This window comes from Sphingorhabdus sp. (assembly GCF_046154385.1).
GTDB lineage: Bacteria > Pseudomonadota > Alphaproteobacteria > Sphingomonadales > Sphingomonadaceae > Sphingorhabdus_B.
In genome coordinates this window covers 75510-97893 of the sequence record NZ_JBJXFW010000048.1, presented here as the reverse complement: position 1 = coordinate 97893, position 22384 = coordinate 75510, and the positions used below count along the sequence as shown (strand labels likewise).

21 protein-coding genes are annotated in these 22384 nt (G+C 56.5%); 9 read left to right on the top strand and 12 right to left on the bottom strand.

All coding sequences use genetic code 11. The features are described from left to right. The first annotated feature begins 3 nt into the window (after positions 1–3). Genes ACKVOS_RS10470 through ACKVOS_RS10450 form a run of 5 tightly spaced genes read left to right on the top strand, consistent with a single transcriptional unit; the run spans position 4 to position 4972 of the window. Positions 4–537, top strand: coding sequence for a GNAT family N-acetyltransferase (locus tag ACKVOS_RS10470; RefSeq protein WP_409211959.1), 534 nt, complete (start codon positions 4–6; stop codon positions 535–537). A 60-nt stretch (positions 538–597) separates the two neighbouring features. Further along, a complete protein-coding gene (gene rpe / locus ACKVOS_RS10465) occupies positions 598–1260 on the top strand; it encodes a ribulose-phosphate 3-epimerase (protein WP_409211958.1) in 663 nt (220 codons plus the stop codon). Further along, the gene (locus ACKVOS_RS10460; protein ID WP_409211957.1) at positions 1257–2975 is read left to right on the top strand and encodes a heparinase II/III family protein; all 1719 of its coding nucleotides are present in this window, start codon (positions 1257–1259) and stop codon (positions 2973–2975) included. Before rpe ends, ACKVOS_RS10460 begins: the two co-directional genes overlap by 4 nt. 4 nt (positions 2976–2979) lie before the next feature. Continuing rightward, positions 2980–4569, top strand: a complete 1590-nt coding sequence (purH, locus tag ACKVOS_RS10455) for a bifunctional phosphoribosylaminoimidazolecarboxamide formyltransferase/IMP cyclohydrolase (RefSeq protein ID WP_409211956.1) — start codon at positions 2980–2982, stop codon at positions 4567–4569. 25 nt (positions 4570–4594) lie between these two features. After that, positions 4595–4972, top strand: a complete 378-nt coding sequence (locus tag ACKVOS_RS10450; protein WP_409211955.1) for a VOC family protein — start codon at positions 4595–4597, stop codon at positions 4970–4972. A 2-nt stretch (positions 4973–4974) separates the two neighbouring features. Here the strand turns inward: ACKVOS_RS10450 and ACKVOS_RS10445 are convergent, their stop codons facing one another. Continuing rightward, entirely contained in the window at positions 4975–6516 is a 1542-nt protein-coding gene (locus ACKVOS_RS10445) for a DEAD/DEAH box helicase (protein WP_409211954.1), read from the bottom strand. A gap of 388 nt (positions 6517–6904) precedes the next feature. On the opposite strand from ACKVOS_RS10445, the gene ACKVOS_RS10440 reads away from it, so the two are divergent. The 4 genes from ACKVOS_RS10440 to ACKVOS_RS10425 are packed head-to-tail and all read left to right on the top strand — an operon-like array spanning position 6905 to position 12085. Next, a complete protein-coding gene (locus ACKVOS_RS10440) occupies positions 6905–8497 on the top strand; it encodes an NAD(P)/FAD-dependent oxidoreductase (RefSeq protein WP_409211953.1) in 1593 nt (530 codons plus the stop codon). Positions 8498–8514: 17 nt separating this feature from the next. After that, entirely contained in the window at positions 8515–8913 is a 399-nt protein-coding gene (locus ACKVOS_RS10435; RefSeq protein WP_409211952.1) for a GtrA family protein, read from the top strand. Then, positions 8910–10292: a sulfatase-like hydrolase/transferase gene (locus ACKVOS_RS10430; protein WP_409211951.1), complete on the top strand. Its 1383-nt coding sequence runs from the start codon at positions 8910–8912 to the stop codon at positions 10290–10292. The genes ACKVOS_RS10435 and ACKVOS_RS10430 overlap by 4 nt, the downstream gene beginning before the upstream one ends. A gap of 23 nt (positions 10293–10315) precedes the next feature. Further along, on the top strand, positions 10316–12085 hold the full coding sequence (locus ACKVOS_RS10425; RefSeq protein WP_409211950.1) for a hypothetical protein: 1770 nt from the start codon (positions 10316–10318) through the stop codon (positions 12083–12085). A gap of 26 nt (positions 12086–12111) precedes the next feature. On the opposite strand, the gene ACKVOS_RS10420 is transcribed toward ACKVOS_RS10425, so the two are convergent. From ACKVOS_RS10420 to ACKVOS_RS10370, 11 genes are all read right to left on the bottom strand, one after another. Further along, the gene (locus ACKVOS_RS10420) at positions 12112–12873 is read right to left on the bottom strand and encodes an SDR family oxidoreductase (protein WP_409211949.1); all 762 of its coding nucleotides are present in this window, start codon (positions 12871–12873) and stop codon (positions 12112–12114) included. Continuing rightward, entirely contained in the window at positions 12870–13238 is a 369-nt protein-coding gene (locus ACKVOS_RS10415; protein ID WP_409211948.1) for a dihydroneopterin aldolase, read from the bottom strand. Before ACKVOS_RS10415 ends, ACKVOS_RS10420 begins: the two co-directional genes overlap by 4 nt. Before the next feature lie 8 nt (positions 13239–13246). Further along, positions 13247–14125: a class I SAM-dependent methyltransferase gene (locus ACKVOS_RS10410; RefSeq protein WP_409211947.1), complete on the bottom strand. Its 879-nt coding sequence runs from the start codon at positions 14123–14125 to the stop codon at positions 13247–13249. Positions 14126–14155: 30 nt separating this feature from the next. Further along, positions 14156–15562, bottom strand: coding sequence for a threonine synthase (gene thrC / locus ACKVOS_RS10405; protein WP_409211946.1), 1407 nt, complete (start codon positions 15560–15562; stop codon positions 14156–14158). Positions 15563–15603: 41 nt separating this feature from the next. Then, positions 15604–17190 carry a GMC family oxidoreductase gene (locus tag ACKVOS_RS10400; RefSeq protein ID WP_409211945.1) on the bottom strand — a complete coding sequence of 529 codons (1587 nt, stop codon included), beginning with the start codon at positions 17188–17190 and terminating at the stop codon, positions 15604–15606. A 64-nt stretch (positions 17191–17254) separates the two neighbouring features. After that, complete coding sequence (locus ACKVOS_RS10395) at positions 17255–18157, bottom strand: sterol desaturase family protein (protein WP_409211944.1); 903 nt, start codon at positions 18155–18157, stop codon at positions 17255–17257. Beyond that, the gene (locus ACKVOS_RS10390) at positions 18154–18564 is read right to left on the bottom strand and encodes a hypothetical protein (protein ID WP_409211943.1); all 411 of its coding nucleotides are present in this window, start codon (positions 18562–18564) and stop codon (positions 18154–18156) included. The genes ACKVOS_RS10395 and ACKVOS_RS10390 overlap by 4 nt, the downstream gene beginning before the upstream one ends. After that, a complete protein-coding gene (locus ACKVOS_RS10385; protein WP_409211942.1) occupies positions 18561–18992 on the bottom strand; it encodes a TIGR01244 family sulfur transferase in 432 nt (143 codons plus the stop codon). The genes ACKVOS_RS10390 and ACKVOS_RS10385 overlap by 4 nt, the downstream gene beginning before the upstream one ends. A 46-nt stretch (positions 18993–19038) precedes the next feature. Further along, entirely contained in the window at positions 19039–20817 is a 1779-nt protein-coding gene (recQ, locus tag ACKVOS_RS10380; protein ID WP_409211995.1) for a DNA helicase RecQ, read from the bottom strand. Positions 20818–21007: 190 nt separating this feature from the next. Beyond that, on the bottom strand, positions 21008–21781 hold the full coding sequence (locus ACKVOS_RS10375; protein ID WP_409211941.1) for a hypothetical protein: 774 nt from the start codon (positions 21779–21781) through the stop codon (positions 21008–21010). A 138-nt stretch (positions 21782–21919) separates the two neighbouring features. Beyond that, positions 21920–22177 (bottom strand): hypothetical protein, encoded by a 258-nt coding sequence (locus ACKVOS_RS10370; RefSeq protein WP_409211940.1) that lies wholly within the window; start codon positions 22175–22177, stop codon positions 21920–21922. Positions 22178–22384 lie beyond the last annotated feature (207 nt).

Genomic DNA, 22384 nt, shown 5'->3' with positions numbered 1-22384 from the left:
TTTATGATTGCACCAACGCTGACAACCGAACGGCTCCGCATCGAACCCATGGCGCTGTCGCATTGGGAGGCATATGCCGCCGCATGGGCCGATCCACGCATGACCGAATTTATCGGCGGCGAGCCGCGAAGCCGCAACACCAGTTGGGGGAAATTTCTGGGCGGGATCGGTTTATGGTCCCTTTTGGGCTATGGCTATTGGTCTTTTGTAGAAAGAGAGACCGGCGCCTTTGTGGGCAATGGCGGCCTAGCCCGATTTGAACGGGGCTTGACCGAGCTGGAGGATTACCCGGAAGCGGGCTGGGCATTTGTGCCGGACGCTTGGGGTAAAGGCTATGCAACCGAAGCCTTGGCCGCTATTTTATATTGGGCCGATCACGATGCCCGCGTGGGTGAAATCCGGTGCATCATTGATCGGGGCAACATTGCGTCGCACAATGTGGCGGCGAAATTGGGCTTTACGAAATTTGCCGAATCACACGATGTTATCGGTGACCTGTTCATTTACCGCCGCGAACCGAGTCCCACGTTGCGATAAGCTGTGCATAACGCACTGGCTCACCTTGCCGCTGGCGTTTTCGGCGGCTAAGCGCCTATTATGACCCGCGCCATCCGCATCGCGCCCTCCATCCTCTCAGCCGATTTTGCACGGTTGGGTGAAGACGTGCGCGCAATTGATGCAGCCGGTTGTGACTGGATCCATGTTGATGTCATGGACGGGCATTTTGTTCCCAACATCACCATCGGCCCCGCCGTCGTAAAGGCGTTGCGTCCGCACAGCAGCAAGCCATTTGATGTGCATTTGATGATTTCGCCTGTCGACCAATATGTCAAAGATTTTGCCGACGCAGGCGCTGACATCATCTCGTTCCACCCCGAAGCTGGGCCGCATCCGCACCGGACAGTACAGCTGATAAAATCGCTGGGCAAGCAGGCCGGTGTCGTTTTGAATCCCGCGACACCTGCCAAAATGCTGGACTATCTAATTGACGATGTTGACCTTGTTCTGGTGATGAGCGTCAACCCGGGATTTGGCGGACAGAGCTTTATTTCAAGCCAGTTGCGAAAAATCGAAGCGATCCGCAAGATGATAGACAAGACCGGCCGCGACATTCGGCTGGAGGTCGATGGAGGCATAACGACCGAGACCGCGCCGCTGGCGATCTCTGCCGGGGCCGATACGTTGGTTGCGGGCACGGCAACTTTCAAAGGTGGGCCAGAATTTTATGCCTCCAACATCCTTGCGTTGAGGGGTGGATGACGGACCATGAGGCACGCGGCGAGGGGATAAGGCAGGCGGCATTGATCGTCCGGCCAACGGGTGTGGGCCAGAATATTTTCGAACGCCTGTCCCTGCAATTTTACAAGCTGACTTGGCGGACGCCTCTGCACAGTGGACGATTGCGGGGCAAAGTGCCCTTGCGCCTCATCACAATTCCGCAAGACGTGCTGAAAGGTGATGTTGCCCGGGGCCAGGCCCTTAGAATGGGCAAATTCCATTACCAGGGCGCTGAACAGTCTTTCACGGGTGTCGACTATCAAAAACTGGCGCTGCCGCCGGCGATGACGGACTATATCCACCGTTTCGGCTGGCTGCGTGATCTGGCGGCGGCCACGAACAGGGGAGAAGGCGCGCCGATTGCGGCGGCGATTGCCGATGAATGGTTGATCGCAAACGGCATGAAGATCCGCGAACCAGCGTGGCGCGTGGACAATTGTGCATGGCGCTTACTTAACATGGCGGCCGGCTCACCTTTGCTGTTGAGCAGCGCCGACCCGGTTTACCGGTCCCGCGTCATCAATCATTTCGCACGGGTTGCGCGCCATCTCGATCAATCTGCTCCGCGCGCTCAGAGTCATTTCGCAAAAAGCTTGGGCTGGGCGGGTGTAGTGGCGGCTTCGTTGTTATTGCCCGAAGGCAAAGCGAGGCGTGCCGTTGGCGAAGACGGCTTGGCGGCGGCGTTGCAGGTCGCGATTTTTCCAGATGGCGGCGTCGTGTCGCGTTCTCCGGTTCAGCTTATAGAATTGATCGGCCTGCTTAGCCTTCTGAAGCAATGTTACAACGCCCGTAACGAAATGGTGCCGGCATTTTTGTCCGATGCGATTGGACGTGCCGTCCCGGCCTTACTTGGGCTGACCCACTCGGATGGCGGTTTGGGGGCGTGGCAAGGTTCGGCCAATATGACCGCCCAAAGCGTTGAGGCGCTGGTGCAGGCAAGTGAAGTGCGCGCCCGGCCGCATCGTCAAGCGCTTGATTGGGGATATCAAAGAGTATCCGCCGGTAAGTCGGTGCTTTTGCTGGATGCGGGGCCACCGCCTCTGGCGCGACAATCGGCTTCGGGCTGCGCCTCTACTTTGGCGTTTGAATTATCCCACGGTAGCCAGCGTTTGATTGTAAATTGTGGCGGCGCGGCTTTGGTCGGTGCTACAATTCCTGTGGCCTTGGCGCGTGGCTTGCGGACCACCGCGGCCCATTCGACGCTGTGTATAAACGACACCAATTCTACAGCAATTTTGCAAGGTGGCCAATTGGGCAAGGGTGTTGCCGAAGTTGGACTGGAGCGGCGCGACGTAGATCAGGCTACACGAATTGAAGCGAGCCATGACGGTTATGTGCGCGGTTTCGGCTATGTGCACTCGCGCTTGTTGATCTTGCGTTCGGACGGGCAGGAACTGCGCGGTGAAGATACGCTGTTGCCTAAAGGTAAGCCCAAGGACGGGACACCGGTGCATGTGCGGTTCCATTTGGGCCCGGATATAGAGATTATGCCGACTGACAATGGTCAAACAGCTTTGCTCCGCATGGCCGATGGCAGCAACTGGGCGTTTGCGGCTGCGGGCGGCGCATTGTCTATCGATGAAAGCCTTTGGGTCGATGAAGACGGTCGCCCGCATCCTTCCCGCCAGCTTATTATAGAAGCGCCGACCGGTAAAGGCGGCCTCACCTTCAGCTGGCAATTGCGCCATTTAGGATAAGTACATGGAAGACGTCGTAATCAAACGGGCCCTTTTGTCGGTTTCGGATAAAACCGGCCTTGTCGAATTGGGCCATGCCCTCGCGGCGCGGCATGTCGAACTGGTGTCGACAGGCGGCACGGCAAAGACCCTGCGCGAAGCCGGTCTGGCGGTGAAGGATATCAGCGAGTTGACGGGCTTTCCGGAAATGATGGACGGCCGGGTCAAAACGCTACACCCCAAGGTGCATGGCGGCCTGCTGGCCGTGCGCGACAATCCGGAACATGCGGCGTCGATGAAAGAACATGACATCGGCGCGATCGATCTGGTCGTCGTCAACCTCTACCCCTTTGCACAAACCGTCATGAAGGGCGCAAGCCGCGACGAGATTATCGAAAATATCGATATTGGCGGCCCTTCGATGGTGCGCAGCGCGGCCAAGAACCACGCCTATGTCACCATCGTCACCGACCCTGCCGACTATGACAATCTGGTAGCCGAGCTTGAGGAAAGCAACGGCAAGACCAGCTATGATTTCCGCCGCAAATGCGCGGCCAAGGCCTATTCGGCGACCGCTGCCTATGACAGCATGATCAGCCAGTGGTTCGCCTTTGCCGACCAGCAGCAGCTGTTTCCCGATATGTTGGCGGTCAACGGGAACCGCATCGAAGAATTGCGCTATGGCGAAAACCCGCATCAGCGTGCCGCGCTTTATGTGCCGGTCGGCCCCCATGGTTCCGGCATTGCGCAGGCCGAGCAGGTGCAGGGTAAAGAGCTGTCCTATAATAATTACAACGACGCCGATGCCGCGCTCGAACTTGTCAGCGAATTTCGCGATGGTCCGCCGACGGTGGTAATCGTAAAGCACGCCAACCCCTGCGGCGTTGCCAGCGGAGACACCCTGATTGACGCCTATCGTGCCGCACTGGAATGCGACAGCGTGTCGGCCTTTGGCGGGATTGTGGCGGTCAACCGTCCGCTGGACGGCGCGACAGCCGAGGCCATAACCGAGATTTTCACCGAAGTTGTTGCCGCCCCGTTTGCCGACGATGCGGCCAAGGCGGTGTTTGCGAAGAAAAAGAATCTGCGCCTTCTGCTGACAGGCGATTTGCCCGATCCCAAACGCGGAGGCCTAGCGATCAAGCCGATCACCGGTGGGTTGCTGGTCCAGTCGCGGGACAATGGCCATGTCGCGGATAGCGAATTCAAGGTGGTGACCAAGCGCACCCCGACGGCGCAGGAACTGGCCGATTGCCGCTTTGCCTGGACCGTTGCCAAGCATGTCAAATCCAACGCGATTGTCTATGCCAAGGATGGTGCGACCGCGGGCATTGGCGCAGGCCAGATGAACCGGCGCGACAGTGCGCGGATTGCGGCCATCAAGGCGCGCGAAGCTGCGCAAACCTATGGATGGGAAAGCCCACGGACCGTTGGCTCTGCGGTCGCATCGGACGCCTTTTTCCCCTTTGCAGATGGCTTGCTTGCCGCGGCTGAAGCAGGGGCCACAGCGGTGATCCAGCCGGGCGGTTCGATGCGCGACGATGAAGTGATTGCCGCCGCAGACGAAGCTGGCCTGGCGATGGTCTTTACAGGAATGCGCCATTTCAGACACTAGCTCTAGGCGCCAGCGATTGCGGCATGTGGCATTGATTGTCCGTGACTATGACGAGGCCATTCGCTTTTTTGTAGACGTGTTGAATTTCGAATTGGTTGCTGATGAGCAACTTGCCGAGCAAGGCAAGAGATGGGTTTTAGTTGCGCCACCCGGTTCGGGACCGGATGATACCACTATTTTATTGGCGCAGGCACGCAACGACGAACAAGCGATTTCAATTGGAAACCAGTCAGGCGGTCGCGTTTTTCTATTTCTTGAGACCGACGATCTCGATCGAGACTATGTCGACATGATCAAGCAAGGGATACGATTTGTTCGCGAACCCGCCACACATGCCTATGGCAAGGTGGCGGTGTTCGAAGACCTAAACGGCAATCATTGGGACTTGATCGAATATAGCTGAAATTAGCCGGCGCGCTTCACCGCACCGCGGAATTTGCCCGGGCCGGATTTTTTCGGGCCATAATTGCGTGCCGGTGCACCGGGATCGCGGCGGCTTTCCTTGCGGGCAGCAAATGCGCGATCGGCGGTCGGACGACGGTCACCCGATCCGGCATTGTCGTTGCGCGGGCGGGCATCTGCACCGCCTTCACGACTGCCATCCTTGGGACCGATGGCCGGTTGCCAGCCACCTTGGGGGGCATGGGTACGCTGGCGGGTTTCGCCATTGCGTCCGATACCGCCATTATTTCCACCCAGCTTTTTGCCAGCATAGTTGGTACGACCACCACCGGGTTGTCCGCCACCACGGCCACCACGTGACTGCTGTGGTTTCTTGTCGGCGACGGGCGGCGGCAATGCCGCAACGGCTGCGCGAAAGCCTTCGGGCAAGCCCAAGGTCATCGCGCGCACACCGGTCAAACGCTCAATATCCTTCATATAGCCGCGCTCATCGCCAGCAACGAAGCTCATCGCGACGCCTTCGCGGCCCGCACGTGCGGTCCGGCCGATGCGGTGGACATATTGTTCCGGCACATTGGGCAGTTCGAAGTTGAACACATGGCTGACACCGGGAACATCGATACCGCGTGCGGCGATGTCGGTCGCAACCAGAATCTTGATCTTGCCGTCGCGAAATGCCTGAAGCGCCGCGGTACGTTGGCCCTGGCTCTTGTTGCCGTGAATGGCAGCGGCCTGTATGCCAGCACCCGCAAGACCGCGTACGACCCGGTCGGCACCATGTTTGGTGCGCGTAAAGACCAGTGCACGGTCAATCTCTTCGCTTTGCAGCTTCAGAGTCAGCAGCGTCTGCTTTTCGCGCTGTTCGACAAAGGTTACAAACTGTTCAACGCGTTCCGCCGTGGTGGCTGCGGGGGCAACCGATACTCGGACAGGGTTGTTCAGGAAGCGGTTGCCAAGCTCGGCAATGGCCTTTGGCATCGTGGCCGAGAAAAACAGCGTCTGGCGCTGCTTCGGCAACAGCTGGTCAATCCGCTTGAGCGCGTGAATGAAACCAAGATCCATCATCTGGTCGGCTTCGTCGAGAACGAAGATTTCGACATCCTTCAGGGTGATTGCGCGCTGTTCGATCAGATCGATCAAACGGCCCGGCGTCGCAACGAGGATATCAACACCGCCTGCAAGGCGCTTTTTCTGGCTGAAAATCGGCATTCCGCCAAAGACACAATCGATCTTGAGACCAAGGAATTTGCCATAGGTGCGGAAGCTGTCGGCGATCTGCGCTGCCAGTTCGCGTGTCGGCGACAACACAAGCATGCGGCAGCTATATTGCTGGCGCGCCTTGGGCTTGGTTGCAAAATGGTGGAGCGACGGTAGCGCAAACGCCGCTGTCTTGCCGGTACCGGTTTGTGCGATACCACACAGATCGCGGCCTTGAAGCAGCGGCGGGATCGATTGCTGCTGGATCGGCGTGGGGGTATCATATCCAGCGGCTTCAAGCGCTTTCAGAATAGGTTGGGCAAGGCCCAGGTCTTGGAAAAAAGACATAAATTTACTTTCAATTGGGCGTCGCTGCCCAAAGCACGCACCCTTAGAACAGGGGAATGCAGGCGCAACAGCAGGTGTTCGGGAGCAGCACATGCTGACCCGTTGGAAACAACCCTGCGTGATATGGGAAGCCTCTAAGCTTTACGCATCTTGTTCGATTGGCGGAGCCGGTTCAACCAGGCCCTCACGCTGCCAATACTGCGGCGGAATTGTCCGCTCGCCTTATGCGTTCGACGCGGCTTATGCGCGCATAAACAGAAAGAAGCAAGATAATATTGCGTTGCCGCAATTTTCGAAAATCCATGAGCTACAAATAACCACTCGTTAACTATCTATTAGGGCATTTCCTTCACAGATTTCCCCGATAGATTTCTACGGGGGATTATAAGTGATTGCTCAGGGCCCAAACTCAGTTGACGTTGCAATTATCGGCGCCGGTCCGGCGGGATTGACCGCGGCTTATTTGCTGACCCAAAAGGGTTACAGCGTTACCGTGATTGAAAAAGATGAACGCTATGTCGGCGGTATCAGCCGCACTGTAGAGGTTGACGGTTACCGCTTTGACATTGGCGGTCACCGCTTCTTTTCAAAATCGAAAGAGGTTGTCGATCTTTGGAATGAAATTCTGCCCAATGACTTCATTCAACGCCCGCGAATGAGCCGCATTTATTATGAAGGCAAGTTCTACAGCTACCCTTTGCGTGCGTTCGAAGCTTTGTTCAATCTCGGGATAATCCGTTCGACCCAGTGCATGATCAGCTATGCCAAGGCTAAGCTAAACCCTAACACAAATGTCCGCAGTTTTCAGGATTGGACGATCAACCAGTTCGGCGAAAAGCTGTTTTCCATCTTTTTCAAAACCTACACGGAAAAAGTATGGGGCATGCCCTGCGACGAAATGTCGGCCGATTGGGCGGCGCAGCGGATCAAGGGATTAAGCCTTGGCGCGGCCGTGCTTGATGGCCTGAAACGTTCATTCGGATTTAACAAAAAACCCAATGACGGCATGGAAACCAAGACCTTGCTGGAAACATTCCGCTATCCCCGGTTAGGACCGGGCATGATGTGGGATGCCGCACGCGATTATGTCGTTGCCAACGGCAATCATGTGCTGATGGGCCACCGCTTCAAACAACTGGCGCAGGATAGCAATGGTAATTGGCGTTTGTCCGCCACAGCTTCCGACGGTAACGAGACCGTCATTGCTGCCAAACATGTCATAAGCAGCGCGCCGATGCGTGAATTGTCAGCACGGATCCATCCTTTGCCGCAATGCTCGATGCCCGCGATGAACCTGCGCTATCGAGATTTTCTGACGGTTGCCTTGATGATAAAATCGGATGACTTGTTTCCTGATAACTGGATTTATATCCATGATAGCAAGGTACAAGTTGGCCGCGTACAGAATTTCCGGAGCTGGTCGCCCGAAATGGTGCCTGATCCCTCGATTGCATGCGTTGGCCTCGAATATTTTTGCTTTGAAAATGACGGGCTTTGGTCATCCAGCGACGCCGATCTGATAGAGTTGGCCAAAAGCGAAATGGCGATCCTTGGCCTGTGCAAGGCCGAAGATGTCGTTGGCGGCGCAGTTGTTCGTCAGGAAAAAGCCTATCCTGTCTATGACGATGAATATGCCGCCAATGTCGAAGTGATGCGGACCGAACTGGAATCGCTCTATCCGACACTGCATATGGTCGGCCGCAATGGTATGCATCGGTATAACAATCAGGACCATGCGATGATGACCGCCATGCTCACGGTTGAAAATATCGTCGCCGGTTCCCGCGTTTATAACATCTGGAACGTAAACGAAGACGCCGAATATCATGAAGCTGGCGATGAAGGTTCCAAGCAGGCCATTTCTGCAAGGGTCAGCGAAGATCAGGCAGCTGCGCTCGAATCCGAACGCGAAGTTCCGCGCCGGATTGCCAAAGGTACGCAATCCGACGACCAAGGTCGCAAGATCGGCCGGGCTGCTTAATCAAGATGGATCGTGCCGTGACCTCCGCACTGGTGCTGTGGCACCGGTTTACAATCACGCGCTATCTGGTCGCCAGCGTCATCGCACTGGCCTTTGATGTCGCCCTGTTTTCTGCACTGGTCGCAATCGCCACTGACCCTACGCTGGCGTCAGCGACAGGATATTGCATCGGTATTGTCATTCACTGGATGGTCAGTGCCAATATTGTCTTTGCCGGCAAAACCCGTGACGGAGCGGCTTTGCAGATCCAGAGGGTGTTGTTCGCCGGTTCGGCGCTGGTCGGGCTGGGCATAACAGTTGTTACCGTTGAAATGCTGGGGCGTTTTGGCTTTGACCCGATTGCATCGAAGGCTGTGGCAATCGGGCTTAGCTTCGTGACAGTGTATGCGATGCGAAAGTGGGGTGTATTCCGGTGACCACACTGACAGCAAATGTAAATCACGCTCCCGCATGGCGGGTTGATGACGAATTGAAGAAATTCGGCAACTGGCTGCTCATTTGGGTGCTTCTTGCGAATATCGGTTTTGTCGCAATGTGGTTTTCAGGCGCCCCCCCGCGTCACATGGATATCGTATATGCAGGTTTGATCGGTCTTGTTGTTAAACGCATGCCTTTCATCGTCCGGTATTTGTCGTTCGTTGGCATTTTGACATTTTCGTCGCTGAAATTCGTGGGCGGACTGTTCAATCTCGATATGTCGTCGTTGCTGTACTCCCTGCAATTTTTTGCAGAGATCAAACCGGCCAATTCGGTTGACTATATAGCCGGGGCCATTGCCATATTGTTCGTGATGATATTGGCATGGAAGCTATTGCGCCGTGACAGTAATTTTGCGCGGCCGATGCTCATCGTCGGTGCCGCTATCATGGTGATTTCCCTTGCGGCTGTCGATATGTGGATGGGGCAAGATATGCGGGGACATTATTTCCGCGCGGCGCCGGAAGGGGCCGTTTTCGGTTCCGCGACGGGAGACAGTGGCTTTGCCGCCCGTGCGAATGGCAAAAGGCATCTGGTGCTGATTGTTGTCGAGGCTATGGGCGTCCCCAAAGATAATCCCGATATGTCTAAGCTGCTCTTTGCGCCATTGTTGGATAATCCTGCGGTTCAATCCCGTTATGAATTCAAGCGCGGCACAGCGCCTTATTACAACAGCACCACGGCGGGCGAAATCCGCGAATTGTGCGGGCGTTGGGGGGATTATTACGAACTTCTCGATCGTAAAGACGAAAAGTGCCTCCCCGCAGCTTTGGGCCGCAAAGGCTATGACACGCTCGCGATGCACAGCTTCACGGCATCCTTTTTCAAACGCGAAAAATGGTATCCCAATATCGGCTTCGCCAAGCGGGAATTTGGCCCCGACATGATGAAGGCAGGGGCGGAAAAATGCGGCGGCGTATTTCCCGGTGCCTGTGACCGGCAGATCCCCAAACAAATCGCGGCAAAGCTTAAGGCAGCGAAACAGCCTACATTCCTGTACTGGCTTACGCTAAATTCGCATCTTCCGGTGCCATCCGGTTTGAACCTGAATGTCGACAATTGTGAGCGTGTGTCGGTCCTACTCAAGACCGAGTTTCCACAGATATGCCGTCAGTTTGCAATTTACCATGATATTCAGACCGCACTTGCATCCGAAATAGCGGGCGCGGATTTTCCCGATGCCGACATTTTGCTCGTCGGTGATCATATGCCTCCATATTTTGACCGGCATCACCGCACCCAATTCGACCCGGGCCATGTGCCTTGGCTCTATTTGCGCCGCAAAGATGAAGCAGACAAAGGCGTTGCGCCGCGCTAAGTCGATCCGGCGGGGGGCGTGACATGAATTATGGGGTAAAAACAAGTCGCGAAGCGGTGCCGTTCGGGCTGCTGTTTTCATTGTGGCTGCTGGTGAGCGCGGCCCTTGTCTGGACGGGCTGGCCGAATATCGAAACTTTGGCCGGATGGGATCCGGATGATGCGCTGCGGTTGGTCCAATTGCGCGATTTCCTGAATGGACAAAGTTGGTTTGATACCACGCAATATCGCATGAACCCGCCCGAAGGTGCGCCGATGCATTGGTCGCGGCTGATCGAATTACCGCTTGCTCTTATCATCCTGATTTTACGTCCGCTATTTGGGCAACATTTTGCTGAAATAGCGGCGGGCGTGGCTGTGCCTTTGCTGCTGCTGGGCTGGATAACCTATATGATCTCGCGTATCGCAACCCATATCGCATCGCGTGAGGCCGGGGTCGCGGCCGCGTTGATAACATTGTCATCAGGGGCTTTGTTGATCCAATTGCGGCCCATGCGGATTGACCATCACGGCTGGCAATTGGCGATGGCAGTTTTGGCTTTGACGACCATTTTCTGGACTGAAATACGCCGCGCAGGAACGGTTCTGGGGTTTGCGCTGGCGATATGGCTCCATATTTCCCTGGAAGGTGCGCCCATGTCGGCAGCCTTTTTCCTCTTGCTCGGCATCAGGTGGGTCATGGATCCACGTGAAGGAACACGGCTTTTCTGGACGATAATCAGCTTCTCGCTTTGTTCAGCACTGTTGTTTTTGGGGACGCAATCTGCAGGACTCTACGCGGCAACATATTGCGATACAGTTTCTCCTCCCCATTTGGCAGCAATCGCATGTGCCGCTGCGGTCATGTTACCCGCGATCCATTTCCAATTTGAAAACAGGAATATCCGCCTGATTTTTGCCGGGATTGCGGGTGCAGGTGCGCTCATATTTCTGCTATCGATGGCGCCGCAATGTACAGGCGGGGCCTTTGGCGAGCTTGACCCCGTGGTTCGCGAATATTGGTACAGCCGGGTCACCGAAGGCTTGCCCGTCTGGCATCAGCCTTGGCGCGTTATAGTTACCTTGGGTGCCGGGCTCCTCGCTGGTGCGATCAGCTGGGGAATATTGAACGCAAGATTCGGCGGTTCAAAGCGCCAGCAACTTGCCACGATTGGCTATTTTCTATTTGTTGGAATCTTTTTGTCGGTCCTTGTCATCCGAACAATTTCTGTTGCAACCGCCTTTGCAATTCCCGTGACCGCAACGTTGGTGGCGTTGCTTTTTCGTCAATATCGTCAAGCGAAACATGCACGGCAAAGGATCGGACTTGTTGTCACGATCCTCCTTTTACTGGTTCCCGGTGCAGCGGTTTCGTCTCTCGTCCGGTTGGTGCCGGAAGTTACTGTACAGGGCAGTAAATCAACGAAGGTAGCTGGCGACAGCTGCCAATCAGCCATATCGGTCCGTGCGCTCTCCGCGCTTCCCAAAAGCACTCTATTCACAACATTTGATATGGGGCCAATGATTTTGGCGCAAACGCCGCATAAAATTCTGGCCAGCAGCCATCACCGCAATGCACCGGCTATGCGCGATCATATCCAGATATTCCGGTCAAATCCCGACATGTCGCGCCAATTGATGAAAGCCCGTGCTATTCGCTATCTGGCGTTGTGCCCTGCGGAAACGGAATTGCAATTATACGCCCGAAAAGACCCGGCGGGATTATGGGCGCAAATCGCAAAGGGTAACGTCCCGGCATGGCTTGAACCTGTCGGCGATATGGGTCAGGGTATCAAAATATGGCGGGTGCGTTAGGTTCCGAACCCGGCCAAAGCATATTTTCAAAGATGCATGAAATCGCGGTCAAAACTTTTCAAATGGGCGCCACCGTCGACGAATATGGTCTGTCCGGTCACATCTGTTGCTTGTGCAAGATAAAGTACCGCTTCGGCGACAGCTGACGGAGATGGCAGTTTTCCAAGCGGCATGATGTCGGCAAGACGCGCCTGCAGTCCGGCATCATAGTCTTCGGTCGCAATTACAAGGCCGGGGGCTACACCGTTCACGCGCGCCAATGATCCAAAAGATGTTGCCATTGTTCGCACGGATGCGGCCAGGGCCTGTTTGGACAATGTATAGCTGACTTGGTCGCAATGCGGGTTTGCGATGCGCTGGTCGAGGACGTGGACGACGGCAGGCCGCCTGACGCCCTTGGCGGCCTGAACAATTTCCTTGGCCAGCAGCAAGGGCGTAAATAAGTTCAGCCGGAAATGGGCTTCAAGGGTATGAATATCCATCGCGCGCCAATCGTCCTGCCCGAACATGGCCGCGTTGTTGACCAGCAGGTCTACGGGGCGGCCAAAATGCGATGCAACGTCGGTTATCAGCGTCGCCGCATTTGCAGGATCCGAAAGATCGCAGGTGAATGCCTTCCAGTCACTGCCCTGTTCCCCAAGAACCAATTGCAAGTCGGCATCAGGTGCCTTGTCGACATGGCTGACAAGCGCAAGGGCATAGCCCGCCTTCGCCAGTGTTTTGGCAATTTCCGCGCCCAAGCGGCGCTTGCCGCCCGTGACCAGTGCGAGCGCCGCCGGTGTTGTCACTTGCGGCTCCGTGCCATGGTAATACCGATGGCTTCACCGTCTTCGGCAATCGCCAGCTTCACGATTTTGACGCTGATATGGCTGATGCGCGCGTCATCATCGAACAGTTTTTCGATGATGTGATCGGCCACGGCCTCGATCAAGGTGAAATGGACACCTTCGGGAAGGTGCGTCGCCGACTCCTTCAACGTCATATAGTTTTTGGACGCATCAAGTGGTGTATCCGCTGTGTAGCGATCTGCAATATCGAGCGTCGCGCTGATCGAGATTTTCAGCGGCTGCGGCAAATGCGTTTCCTGACTGTAAATGCCTGTCAGGACATTGACGACAAGATCATGCACTTCAAGAATGAGGGAGTCGGCCATAATGCTCCTTATTGCGACCAGCGCGCGAATATTGCAGTGGGCAGCAACAGGCCGCGGGCCTGTTCCCGGACAGCGAGTTCCCCGAATTCGACCTTGCCACCCAAATCCGCGTAATGGGAATTCAACAAACCGCCCAGTGCCAACGCCGACATGCGTACCGCGTAGACCGTCAGGAACAGGAATCGCGAATTGTGGTCGAGCAGTTTGCGGCAATTGGCGATGAGGCCGGGCAAATCTTCCTCAAGCCGCCAGACTTCTCCTTCGGGTCCGCGTCCATATTTGGGCGGGTCCAGCAATATGCCATCATAACGCTTTTCCCGCCGGACCTCGCGTGCCACGAACTTTGCTGCATCATCGACAATCCAGCGGATCGGACGATCGCTCATACCCGACATTTCCGCATTGGCGCGGGCTTGCGCGACGGACTTCTTCGATGCATCGACATGCACCATTTGGGCACCTGCGGCGGATAATGCCAATGTTCCGACACCAGTATAGCCGAACAGATTCATCGCCACCGGATCCGCAACGCCAGCAATCTCGCCCCGCATCCAGCGCCACACAGGGTCCATATCGGGGAAGAACCCAAGGTGCCGAAAGGGCGTGCATTGTGCGTTGAAGGTGACTTCGTCATTCCACACGAGCGGCCAGCCGTCCATGGGAACAGGGCGGTTATTATACCAACGTCCGCCGCCATCTTCGTCGGAGCCGGGTACAAATTCGGCGTCCGCATTCCAGTCCTCCATCGCTGGGCCCCACATGGCCTGTGGTTCCGGACGGATGAAGCGGCGGTCGCCATAGCTTTCATATTTCCGGCCGCTACCGCTGTCGATCAGGGTATAATCGCTGCGCGGTTCACTGATCAGCGTTACGAAATGCGGTTCCATGGGGAGTCTATATGTCGTTCTGGCTAAAGATTATCTGACGGCTCTGGCCAAAACATAGTCGCGAACCGCGTCATATTCGCCCGGCAAAATGTCAAACCACTCTTCGCGCTCGAACAGATTGACGAGACGCTGGGGCAAAGTGGGGCGGATACCGGTGGCGCGTTCTACCGCATTGCGGAACTTGGCGGGATGCGCGGTGGCGAGAGTTACCACAGGTACCTCGGCGGGAATGGATCCAGCACGGGCGGCGTGCAACGCGATACCGGTATGCGGATCGAGCACTTCCCCGCAATGTTCATAAGCCCAGCGCATTGCCAGCGCCATATCATCCGCATCGGCCCGTGCGCTGACGAAAATATCCGCTCCAGCCCGCATTTCGGGACCGATCTGCATATGGCCGCTGGCTTCAAACGCCTTCATACGGGCCAATGTGGCAGCGCCATTGCGGCCTTCGAGATCGAACAGCAGGCGTTCGAAATTGCTCGACACCTGAATGTCCATGGAAGGAGCGGCGGTCGGCGTGACGCCCGAAACCGAATAATCGCCGTTGGCCAGGGCGCGGTGCAATATGTCGTTTACATTGGTGGCAACGATCAGCCGTTCGATCGGCAAACCCATTTGCGCAGCGACATAGCCCGCAAAGACGTCCCCGAAGTTTCCGGTTGGAACCGAGAAGGCAACCGTCCGGTCGGGCGAACCGAGGCGTAAGGCGGCGGCGAAATAATAGACCACTTGCGCCATCAACCGGGCCCAGTTGATCGAGTTAACCGCCGATAACGTCAGCGGCCCGTTGACGTCGCGGTCACCGAACATGCGTTTGACCATGGCCTGTGCATCGTCAAAGCTGCCTTCAATGGCGATGTTATGCACATTGGGGGCAAGGATGGTCGTCATCTGTCGCCGTTGCACATCCGATACCCTGTCGTGCGGGTGCAGCATGAAAATCTCGATCTGGTCGCGTCCGGCCACGGCATCAATGGCCGCGGAGCCGGTATCGCCCGACGTCGCCCCGACAATCGTCAGCTTCTTGTCAGTACCCGACAGGAATCGTGCGAACAATTGGCCCAGCAACTGCAGCGCAACATCCTTGAACGCCAATGTGGGGCCGTGAAAAAGTTCGAGCAGGAAATGCTGGCTATCAAGCTGTTTCAGGGGGACAATCGCGCTGTGCGCGAAACTCCCATAGGCGGCCTTGCACAGGCCCTGCAGTTCATCTTCGCTTAAGACGCCTTGGGTGAACGGGGCCATGACACGCGCGGCGAGCGCCACATAGTCCAGCCCGCGCATGGCTTTAATCTGCTCCGGCGTGAAACGTGGCCAGTGCGTTGGCACATAGAGCCCGCCGTCGCCCGCAAGGCCGGTGAGAGTGACGCCTGCGAAATCCAGGATATCCGCATTTCCGCGTGTGCTGAAATATTCTGTGCTGTTGTTGCCCATAGCGCGCCCGCAGTTAGCGGTGCGGGCGGCTTTCCGCAAGATTATTGCAAATCGGCACGGATAAATTCGGCGGTGCGCTCTCCGATCATGATGCTGGGCGCATTGGTATTGCCCGAAACCAGGCGCGGCATGATGCTGGCGTCGGCAACATAGAGACCATCGAGTCCCCGATATTTCAGCCGTGGATCAACTACGGCATCGGCATCAGGGCCCATGCGGCAGGTGCCGACGGGGTGGTAAACGGTGTCGGCGCGGCTGCGGATCAGGGTATCGAGTTCGGCATCATTATTGATATTGACGGGGTGCCTGTCCTTGCCGCCATAGGCCGAAAGTGACGGCGCGCTGAATATGCGGTGCATCTCGCGGACACCACGGCGCAAGGTTGCCATATCGCGTTCGTCGGTCAGAAACGCAGGATCGATCAATGGTGCCTTGCGCGCATCGGGCGAGGCAAGGCGCACCGTCCCGCGGCTTTCGGGGCGAAGGACACAGGCGTGGCAGCTATAGCCGTGGCCTTTTACCTTGGTGCGCCCATGGTCTTCGAGCATTGCAGGCACAAAATGATATTGGATGTCGGGAGCAGGCGCTTCGGGTGTGGAGCGCCAGAATCCGCCGGCTTCTGCAAAGCAGGTGGTCAGGATGCCGGTCCGCTTGCGCCGGTGTTCGAAAAAGGCTTTCGCCATGCGGACGGTGCCGCTCAGTGAGTCGCCGAAGAAATCCTCTTTCGACGTGGTTTCGAAACTGGATACATAATCGATATGGTCCTGCAAATCCGCACCGACCGCAGCTTTGTCGTGGACAACGTCAATGCCGAGGCGTTGCAGATGTGCCGCCGGGCCGATGCCCGAAAGTTGCAATATCTGCGGACTGCCAAAGGCACCCGCCGAAATGACCACTGCGCCGCGCGCGCGGACCGTGCGCTTGCGGCCCCAGCCTTGCGCGATGACGACGCCGGTGGCGCGACCATTTTCGACTAGGATCTTTTCAGTAAGGGCGCCTGTGATGATTTCCATCCGGTCGCGCGCCGGTTCCACATATGCGCGGGCTGCGGTCCAGCGCTCGCCGCCTTTCTGCGTCACCTGATACAGGCCGAAGCCGTCCTGGCTCGCGCCGTTAAAGTCGGAATTGCGCGGCAACTGCATTTCGGCCGCCGCCTCTACAAAGGCAAGGCTGCCCGCCTGTGGCCAATGCTGGTCCATGACAGACAGAGGTCCGCCTGCGCCATGAAAGGGGTTGGCGCCACGGGCATTGTCTTCGCACCGTTTAAAGACGGGCAGAACATCATCATAGGACCAACCGTCACAGCCGAGCTCGGCCCAATTGTCATAGTCCCATTTATGTCCGCGAATATAGACCATCGCGTTGATGGCGCTGGACCCGCCAAGGCCCCGGCCACGCGGTTGGTAACCGGTGCGTCCGTTCAGTCCCTTTTGAGGTACAGTTTCATATTTCCAGTTAGACGCGCCGCGAATGAAGGGCATGAATCCCGGCGTTTTGACCAGCATATTGTTATTGGTCCCGCCGGCTTCGATCAGGCAGACGGTGTAGCGACCCCCTTCGGACAGACGTCCCGCCGCTGCGCTACCAGCCGATCCGCCGCCAACCACGATGATGTCAAATTCGTCCATAGCATTTCCTCTTCACAAGAGGGTTTAATCGGACGATTAACTACTGGCAAGAGAGTAAATAACGCTATTCCGCAGGCTGCTCTGTTTGCCGGTCCAGCCAGCGCTGGCGAATCATATCCGATGTATCCCGGCTGTTGTCGTGGCTCCAACCCGGCGGGCGCCACGCGTAAGACAATTTGTGCTTCCACGGTGCGGACCAGATGTCGCGTGCGATGCCAACCCATTCATGGAATACCGACCACAGTAGATTGAATGTGCCGAGCTGCTTGACGATGCCGAAGCGGATTTTCTCGCCTTCGACCTCTTCGGTAAAGGTGCCGAACATCCGGTCCCAGATGATGAAAACCCCGGCATAGTTACGGTCCAGATAGCGCGGATTGGTCGCGTGGTGGACGCGGTGATGGCTGGGGGTGTTCATGATGAATTCGAACCAGCGCGGAAATTTGTAGATGGCCTCGGTGTGAATCCAAAATTGGTAGATCAGGTTGATCGCCCCCACAAACAGGATCATCGCCGGATGGAATCCGATAAAGACCAGGGGTAGGCGAAAGAGGAATGTGAAGGCGAAAAAGCCGGTCCATGTCTGCCGCAGCGCGGTCGACAGATTATAATGCTGGCTGCTGTGATGGTTGACATGCGCCGCCCAGAACCAGCGGACGCGATGCGCGGATCTGTGAAAGACATAATAGAAAAAGTCATCCAGAACAAAGCAGGCTATCCATGCCCACCAGACCCACGGGATGGTTGTGATGCGATAATCATATCCCCAATAGGCAATCGCGAGCATAGTGCCGCCAAACAGCGCACCCGCCACCGTGCTGCCCGTTCCCAGCGCGAGCGACGTCAGTGTATCGCGGGGTTCATATTTTTCGGGGGCATAGTGACGCACCCACAGCATTTCCAAAATGATCAACAGGATGAATGCAGGCACCGCATAATCGACGGGGTTGAACAGTTTTTCGGTCATATATTCAGATGCCTTAAGCCCGATGCCCAATATTGCGCCTCCTTACCCAGGTTCAAGGTAACGCGGCCAAAAGTCCGCTCGCCGGTTCCCACGGTCAGGAAATTCTGGTCCAGCCTTGTTTCACTGTGGTTGTCGAGCAATCGACCGGCAAAATGTGCGCCGTGGCGACGGATAAGAAGGTGGCGACCCTGGGCATCACGCATCAAGGCACCCATGCCAGCCCTATCGATGGCGATGCCGACCGGATCAAATCCACCAATGATTTCATCTGCGATGGCGCGTGCCTGTTCCTCGCTGCGGATACGGACATCACCGCCCAGCCCGAGCGCGCGGGTTAACCATGCCAAAAACAGGATCGCCAAAATGGAACCGCCAAGTTTTAAAAGGGTGACGATCAAAGGCGTCATGATGCGCGCCCGCGGACCAAGTCCATCATGGCGATAATTGGCGACAGGTCATAGCCGGCGTCGGCCGCCTGTTCGGCCAAAACCGCGGGATGATCGCCGCGCGATGCCCGGGCCAGTGCCCACAAAAGTGTCGAACGGGTGCCCGATCGGCAATAAGCCAGCACCTTGCCGTCTGCGGCATTGAGTGCATCCGCCATGGCCTTGACCTGCCATTCGGCAAATCCGGCGTGCGTCACCGGGATGGCTATATAAGAAAGTCCCGCCGCTTTGGCAGCGGCTTCGATGTCGGCACCGGCTGTTTGATCGGCGGACTCATCCTCCGGCCGGTTGTTGATAATAAGCGTGACGCCCAATTCTGCCGCCTCGGCAACATTGGCGCTACCGATTTGAGGGGCGACATAGATTTTATCGGTCAATTTTCTAAACATGCCATGACCCATATTTTAATCGCGCATTTAGCACAAGCGGCGCGCATTATGTGACACCCTGAAACTGGCGCACCACATCCAGAAAGGCATTGCCATAAGCATCCAGTTTGCGCGCGCCGACCCCATTGACCAGGGCCATATCGGCAAGGTTTCGCGGTTTCAGCATCGCCATGTCGCGCAACGTGGAATCGTGGAATATGACATAGGGCGGCACACCCGCTGCGTCTGCCAGTTCGCGTCGCTTCGCGCGCAGGGCGTCAAACAGGGGATCGCCGAGCGGGTTGCCGCCACCGCGTTCGCGCCGCTTGCGACCCGACGGCACCAGTGCAATCTCGACCTTTTTTTCGCCGCGCATGATCTGGCGCGCATCACCCGCCAGCTTGAGCCCGCCATGTTCATTGGCAACGAGGCTTCCACGGGCCTGAAGCGCACGCGCCAAGGGCTTGAGCGAACCTGCTTCTTGATCATCGACAATGCCGAACACAGACAATTGGTCATGCGCAAATTTCAGCACCCGCTCATCGCTTTTGCCGGTCAACACCTTTTCGAGATGGCCGACGCCGAACAACTGCCCGGTACGAAAGACTGCCGAAAGAAGCTTTTGCGCCAACTCGGTAGCGTCTTTAACTGCGGGAGCCTCCAGACAATTGTCGCAATTGCCGCAGGTCTCCGGCGGATATTCGCCAAAATGCCGCAGCAAGATCGCGCGACGGCAGCCATAGGTTTCGACGAGGCGCGACAGTGCATCGATACGCACCCGCTCCGCATCGCGCCGCTCTTCGGGCAGCTCGGCCAAGCGTTCGCGCGCGCGCGTAAAATCGCTGGCCGACCACAGCATATGTGCAACCGCCGGGTCGCCATCCCGCCCAGCCCTGCCGCTTTCCTGATAATAGGATTCGATGGATTTGGGCAGCCCTGCATGAACGACAAAGCGCACGTCGGGCTTGTCGATGCCCATGCCAAAGGCGACGGTTGCGACCATCACCATATCCTCCGATGCGACGAAATCCGCCTGTGCCTTGGCCCGCACGCGCGGCTCCATTCCAGCGTGGTAGAAACGTGCGGTTCGTCCGGTCGCCGCAATCTGTGCCGCGATCTTTTCGGTCCGGTCCCGCGTTTGCGCATAGACAATGCCCGCTCCGTTCAGGGAACGCACCAGCGACGCGACCCCGCCTTTGCCTCCGCCGTTCATGGCATAGCGAATATTGGGCCGGTCAAAGCCGGAGACGATGATCCCGTCGGGCGCAATGCCAAGCTGTTCGGCAATGTCCGCACGCGTATGGGCATCGGCGGTGGCGGTCAGGGCGAGGCGGGGGACTTTTAGAAAATCATCCATCAACGGCCGCAGTAGTCGGTAGTCGGGACGGAAATCATGCCCCCATTCGGACACGCAATGCGCCTCATCAATCGCAAAAAGCGTGATCTTGCTTTCGCGCAGGAGTCCGCGAAATTCAAAGCTATTGGCGCGTTCGGGCGCGACATAGAGCAGATCTAGCTGGCCACCACGGAACCGCTCCATTGTTTCAGCGCGATTATCGTCCGCCGATGTCAGCGTCGCTGCCCTGATGCCGACTGCATCGGCCGCCCGCATCTGGTCATGCATCAGGGCGATCAACGGAGAAATAACAATCGTTGTCCCGTCCATCATCACCGCGGGCAACTGGTAACACAGCGACTTTCCCGCGCCTGTCGGCATGACGGCCAGACTGTTCCGGCCGGCAAGTACGCGACCGACAACATCTTCCTGCACCCCGCGAAAGGCAGGGAAACCGAACACACGGTGCAATATGTCGGCGGCTTCGAGTGGTTTTGGGGCGGTGGCCATTGCGCCAGGCTCTAACCGCGATATCTCTTCCAGGATAGACCGTGCTTCAACCATGCGCGACTCCGCTGTGGATAGTTGGGTCGCGGGGGAACATTTAAGGAACAATGTTGGGCTTGTAAAGTAATCCGATCTTCAGGCTGTCAATGATTTGCCCAAAACCGGCAACATGGTTGCGTTTATCAAAGGATTATTAAAATGACAGACGGAGTGTAGCACCTGCACTGATGTCCTTACCCCATGAACCGCTGTAGCGGCCCGCATAAATGGCGACTCTTTTTCCTTTGCCAATTGCCTTACTATATTCTGTAGAGATGGATTGTTCGCGTTTTAGATAAGTTGCCCGCTTTTGGGTCGACACAAAATCTACACGAACGTCTGAGGATGAGTTCAGCCGAACATTCACGCCAGCATAAGCTTCATTAACATCTTTTCCAGGCGACCATGTCGTTTTGACGTTTACCTTCTTCGCGCCGCCCATCCAGAGGCTGAATTTTCCGATTTCTGCACGAACACCAAGATCTGCCATGAATTCAGTTCGCCCTCGTCCCAGTCCAGCCTGCACATTGCCCGTTGGAAATTCAGCTCGGACGAGCGTGTCCACAAATAGCTTCGGGTTTATTGCAAAGCTGCGCCTCGCTGTAAGGCGTATGTCTGTCACACGAGCAGCGCGGGAACCGGATTTGCCTTCGCTCAGTGTCGACACCGGCAACAATGCAACCGACGGCGTGAGCGCATTCGGTCCGCGCATTTCGCGCACAATGGAAGAATCCGCCTCCAAACTGAAGCCTGCGAGGCTGACATCTATCCGAACAGGCGTGAGTAATAGGCCGTCGACAATTCGCTCGTCGGCTTCCAAATTGGGGTGATCGGGTGAAAATACACTTTCTGACGCATTTGCCGCATTTATCCCGGCAAATGCTACAAAACACCATATAATGGCCCAAAGCACGACAAAGCGCCTCACTCCAATGCCCCCACTTCAATTATTCCAGTTGGAACGGAAAAAATCATCTTGGTCTAGCTTCCGTTAAAATCAAACGATGCGCTATTCCAATGATTCCGCGTTTGAACGCGCCGGCGGTCCGCCGGCGCTCTCAAACATTTACCGCCGACGAACGCCGTCGCGTGACTTATCCGGCACCTTGGCACTACCTGGGTCCCGCACATCACCTGACTGAGCCGTGTTACCGTTTATCGTTGTTTGGGTCGTCACTGTTGCGGTCGGCGAAGCGGGTTTGTCGCGGGCTTTGTCAGCACGCGGCAAACGACCCGGATCACGCACGTCTGCGGCAAACGAAGCAATGGGCGCAATCAGCATTGCGGCGGCTATGCCAATGCCGACAAAGTTCCTAGTTTTCATAAATATCTCCCCTTCGAACCATAATAATTGTAAATCAACGGGGCGTTCCTGTTGAGTTAGGTCGCTAATCCCGCATCAAACACTAAACTTGGGCGAAAATTGCACAATGTCCTTAACCATAAGTCGTGATGGAACGGGGCGCCCGCTTCAGCCGAGTATTAAGTTTATGTTTTCGCTGATTATTTATCATGATCCTAGCGGGCATGC

What these genes read in the sequence shown, in the direction of transcription:
- ACKVOS_RS10395 (WP_409211944.1), bottom strand. Translation starts at nt 18,157, where the DNA reads ATGACCGAAAAACTGTTCAACCCCGTCGATTATGCGGTGCCTGCATTC.
- ACKVOS_RS10400 (WP_409211945.1), bottom strand. Translation starts at nt 17,190, where the DNA reads ATGGACGAATTTGACATCATCGTGGTTGGCGGCGGATCGGCTGGTAGC.
- ACKVOS_RS10385 (WP_409211942.1), bottom strand. Translation starts at nt 18,992, where the DNA reads ATGTTTAGAAAATTGACCGATAAAATCTATGTCGCCCCTCAAATCGGT.
- recQ (WP_409211995.1), bottom strand. Translation starts at nt 20,817, where the DNA reads ATGGCCACCGCCCCAAAACCACTCGAAGCCGCCGACATATTGCACCGT.
- ACKVOS_RS10370 (WP_409211940.1), bottom strand. Translation starts at nt 22,177, where the DNA reads ATGAAAACTAGGAACTTTGTCGGCATTGGCATAGCCGCCGCAATGCTG.
- purH (WP_409211956.1), top strand. Translation starts at nt 2,980, where the DNA reads ATGGAAGACGTCGTAATCAAACGGGCCCTTTTGTCGGTTTCGGATAAA.
- ACKVOS_RS10390 (WP_409211943.1), bottom strand. Translation starts at nt 18,564, where the DNA reads ATGACGCCTTTGATCGTCACCCTTTTAAAACTTGGCGGTTCCATTTTG.
- ACKVOS_RS10445 (WP_409211954.1), bottom strand. Translation starts at nt 6,516, where the DNA reads ATGTCTTTTTTCCAAGACCTGGGCCTTGCCCAACCTATTCTGAAAGCG.
- ACKVOS_RS10460 (WP_409211957.1), top strand. Translation starts at nt 1,257, where the DNA reads ATGACGGACCATGAGGCACGCGGCGAGGGGATAAGGCAGGCGGCATTG.
- ACKVOS_RS10410 (WP_409211947.1), bottom strand. Translation starts at nt 14,125, where the DNA reads ATGGAACCGCATTTCGTAACGCTGATCAGTGAACCGCGCAGCGATTAT.
- rpe (WP_409211958.1), top strand. Translation starts at nt 598, where the DNA reads ATGACCCGCGCCATCCGCATCGCGCCCTCCATCCTCTCAGCCGATTTT.
- ACKVOS_RS10415 (WP_409211948.1), bottom strand. Translation starts at nt 13,238, where the DNA reads ATGGCCGACTCCCTCATTCTTGAAGTGCATGATCTTGTCGTCAATGTC.
- ACKVOS_RS10425 (WP_409211950.1), top strand. Translation starts at nt 10,316, where the DNA reads ATGAATTATGGGGTAAAAACAAGTCGCGAAGCGGTGCCGTTCGGGCTG.
- thrC (WP_409211946.1), bottom strand. Translation starts at nt 15,562, where the DNA reads ATGGGCAACAACAGCACAGAATATTTCAGCACACGCGGAAATGCGGAT.
- ACKVOS_RS10470 (WP_409211959.1), top strand. Translation starts at nt 4, where the DNA reads ATGATTGCACCAACGCTGACAACCGAACGGCTCCGCATCGAACCCATG.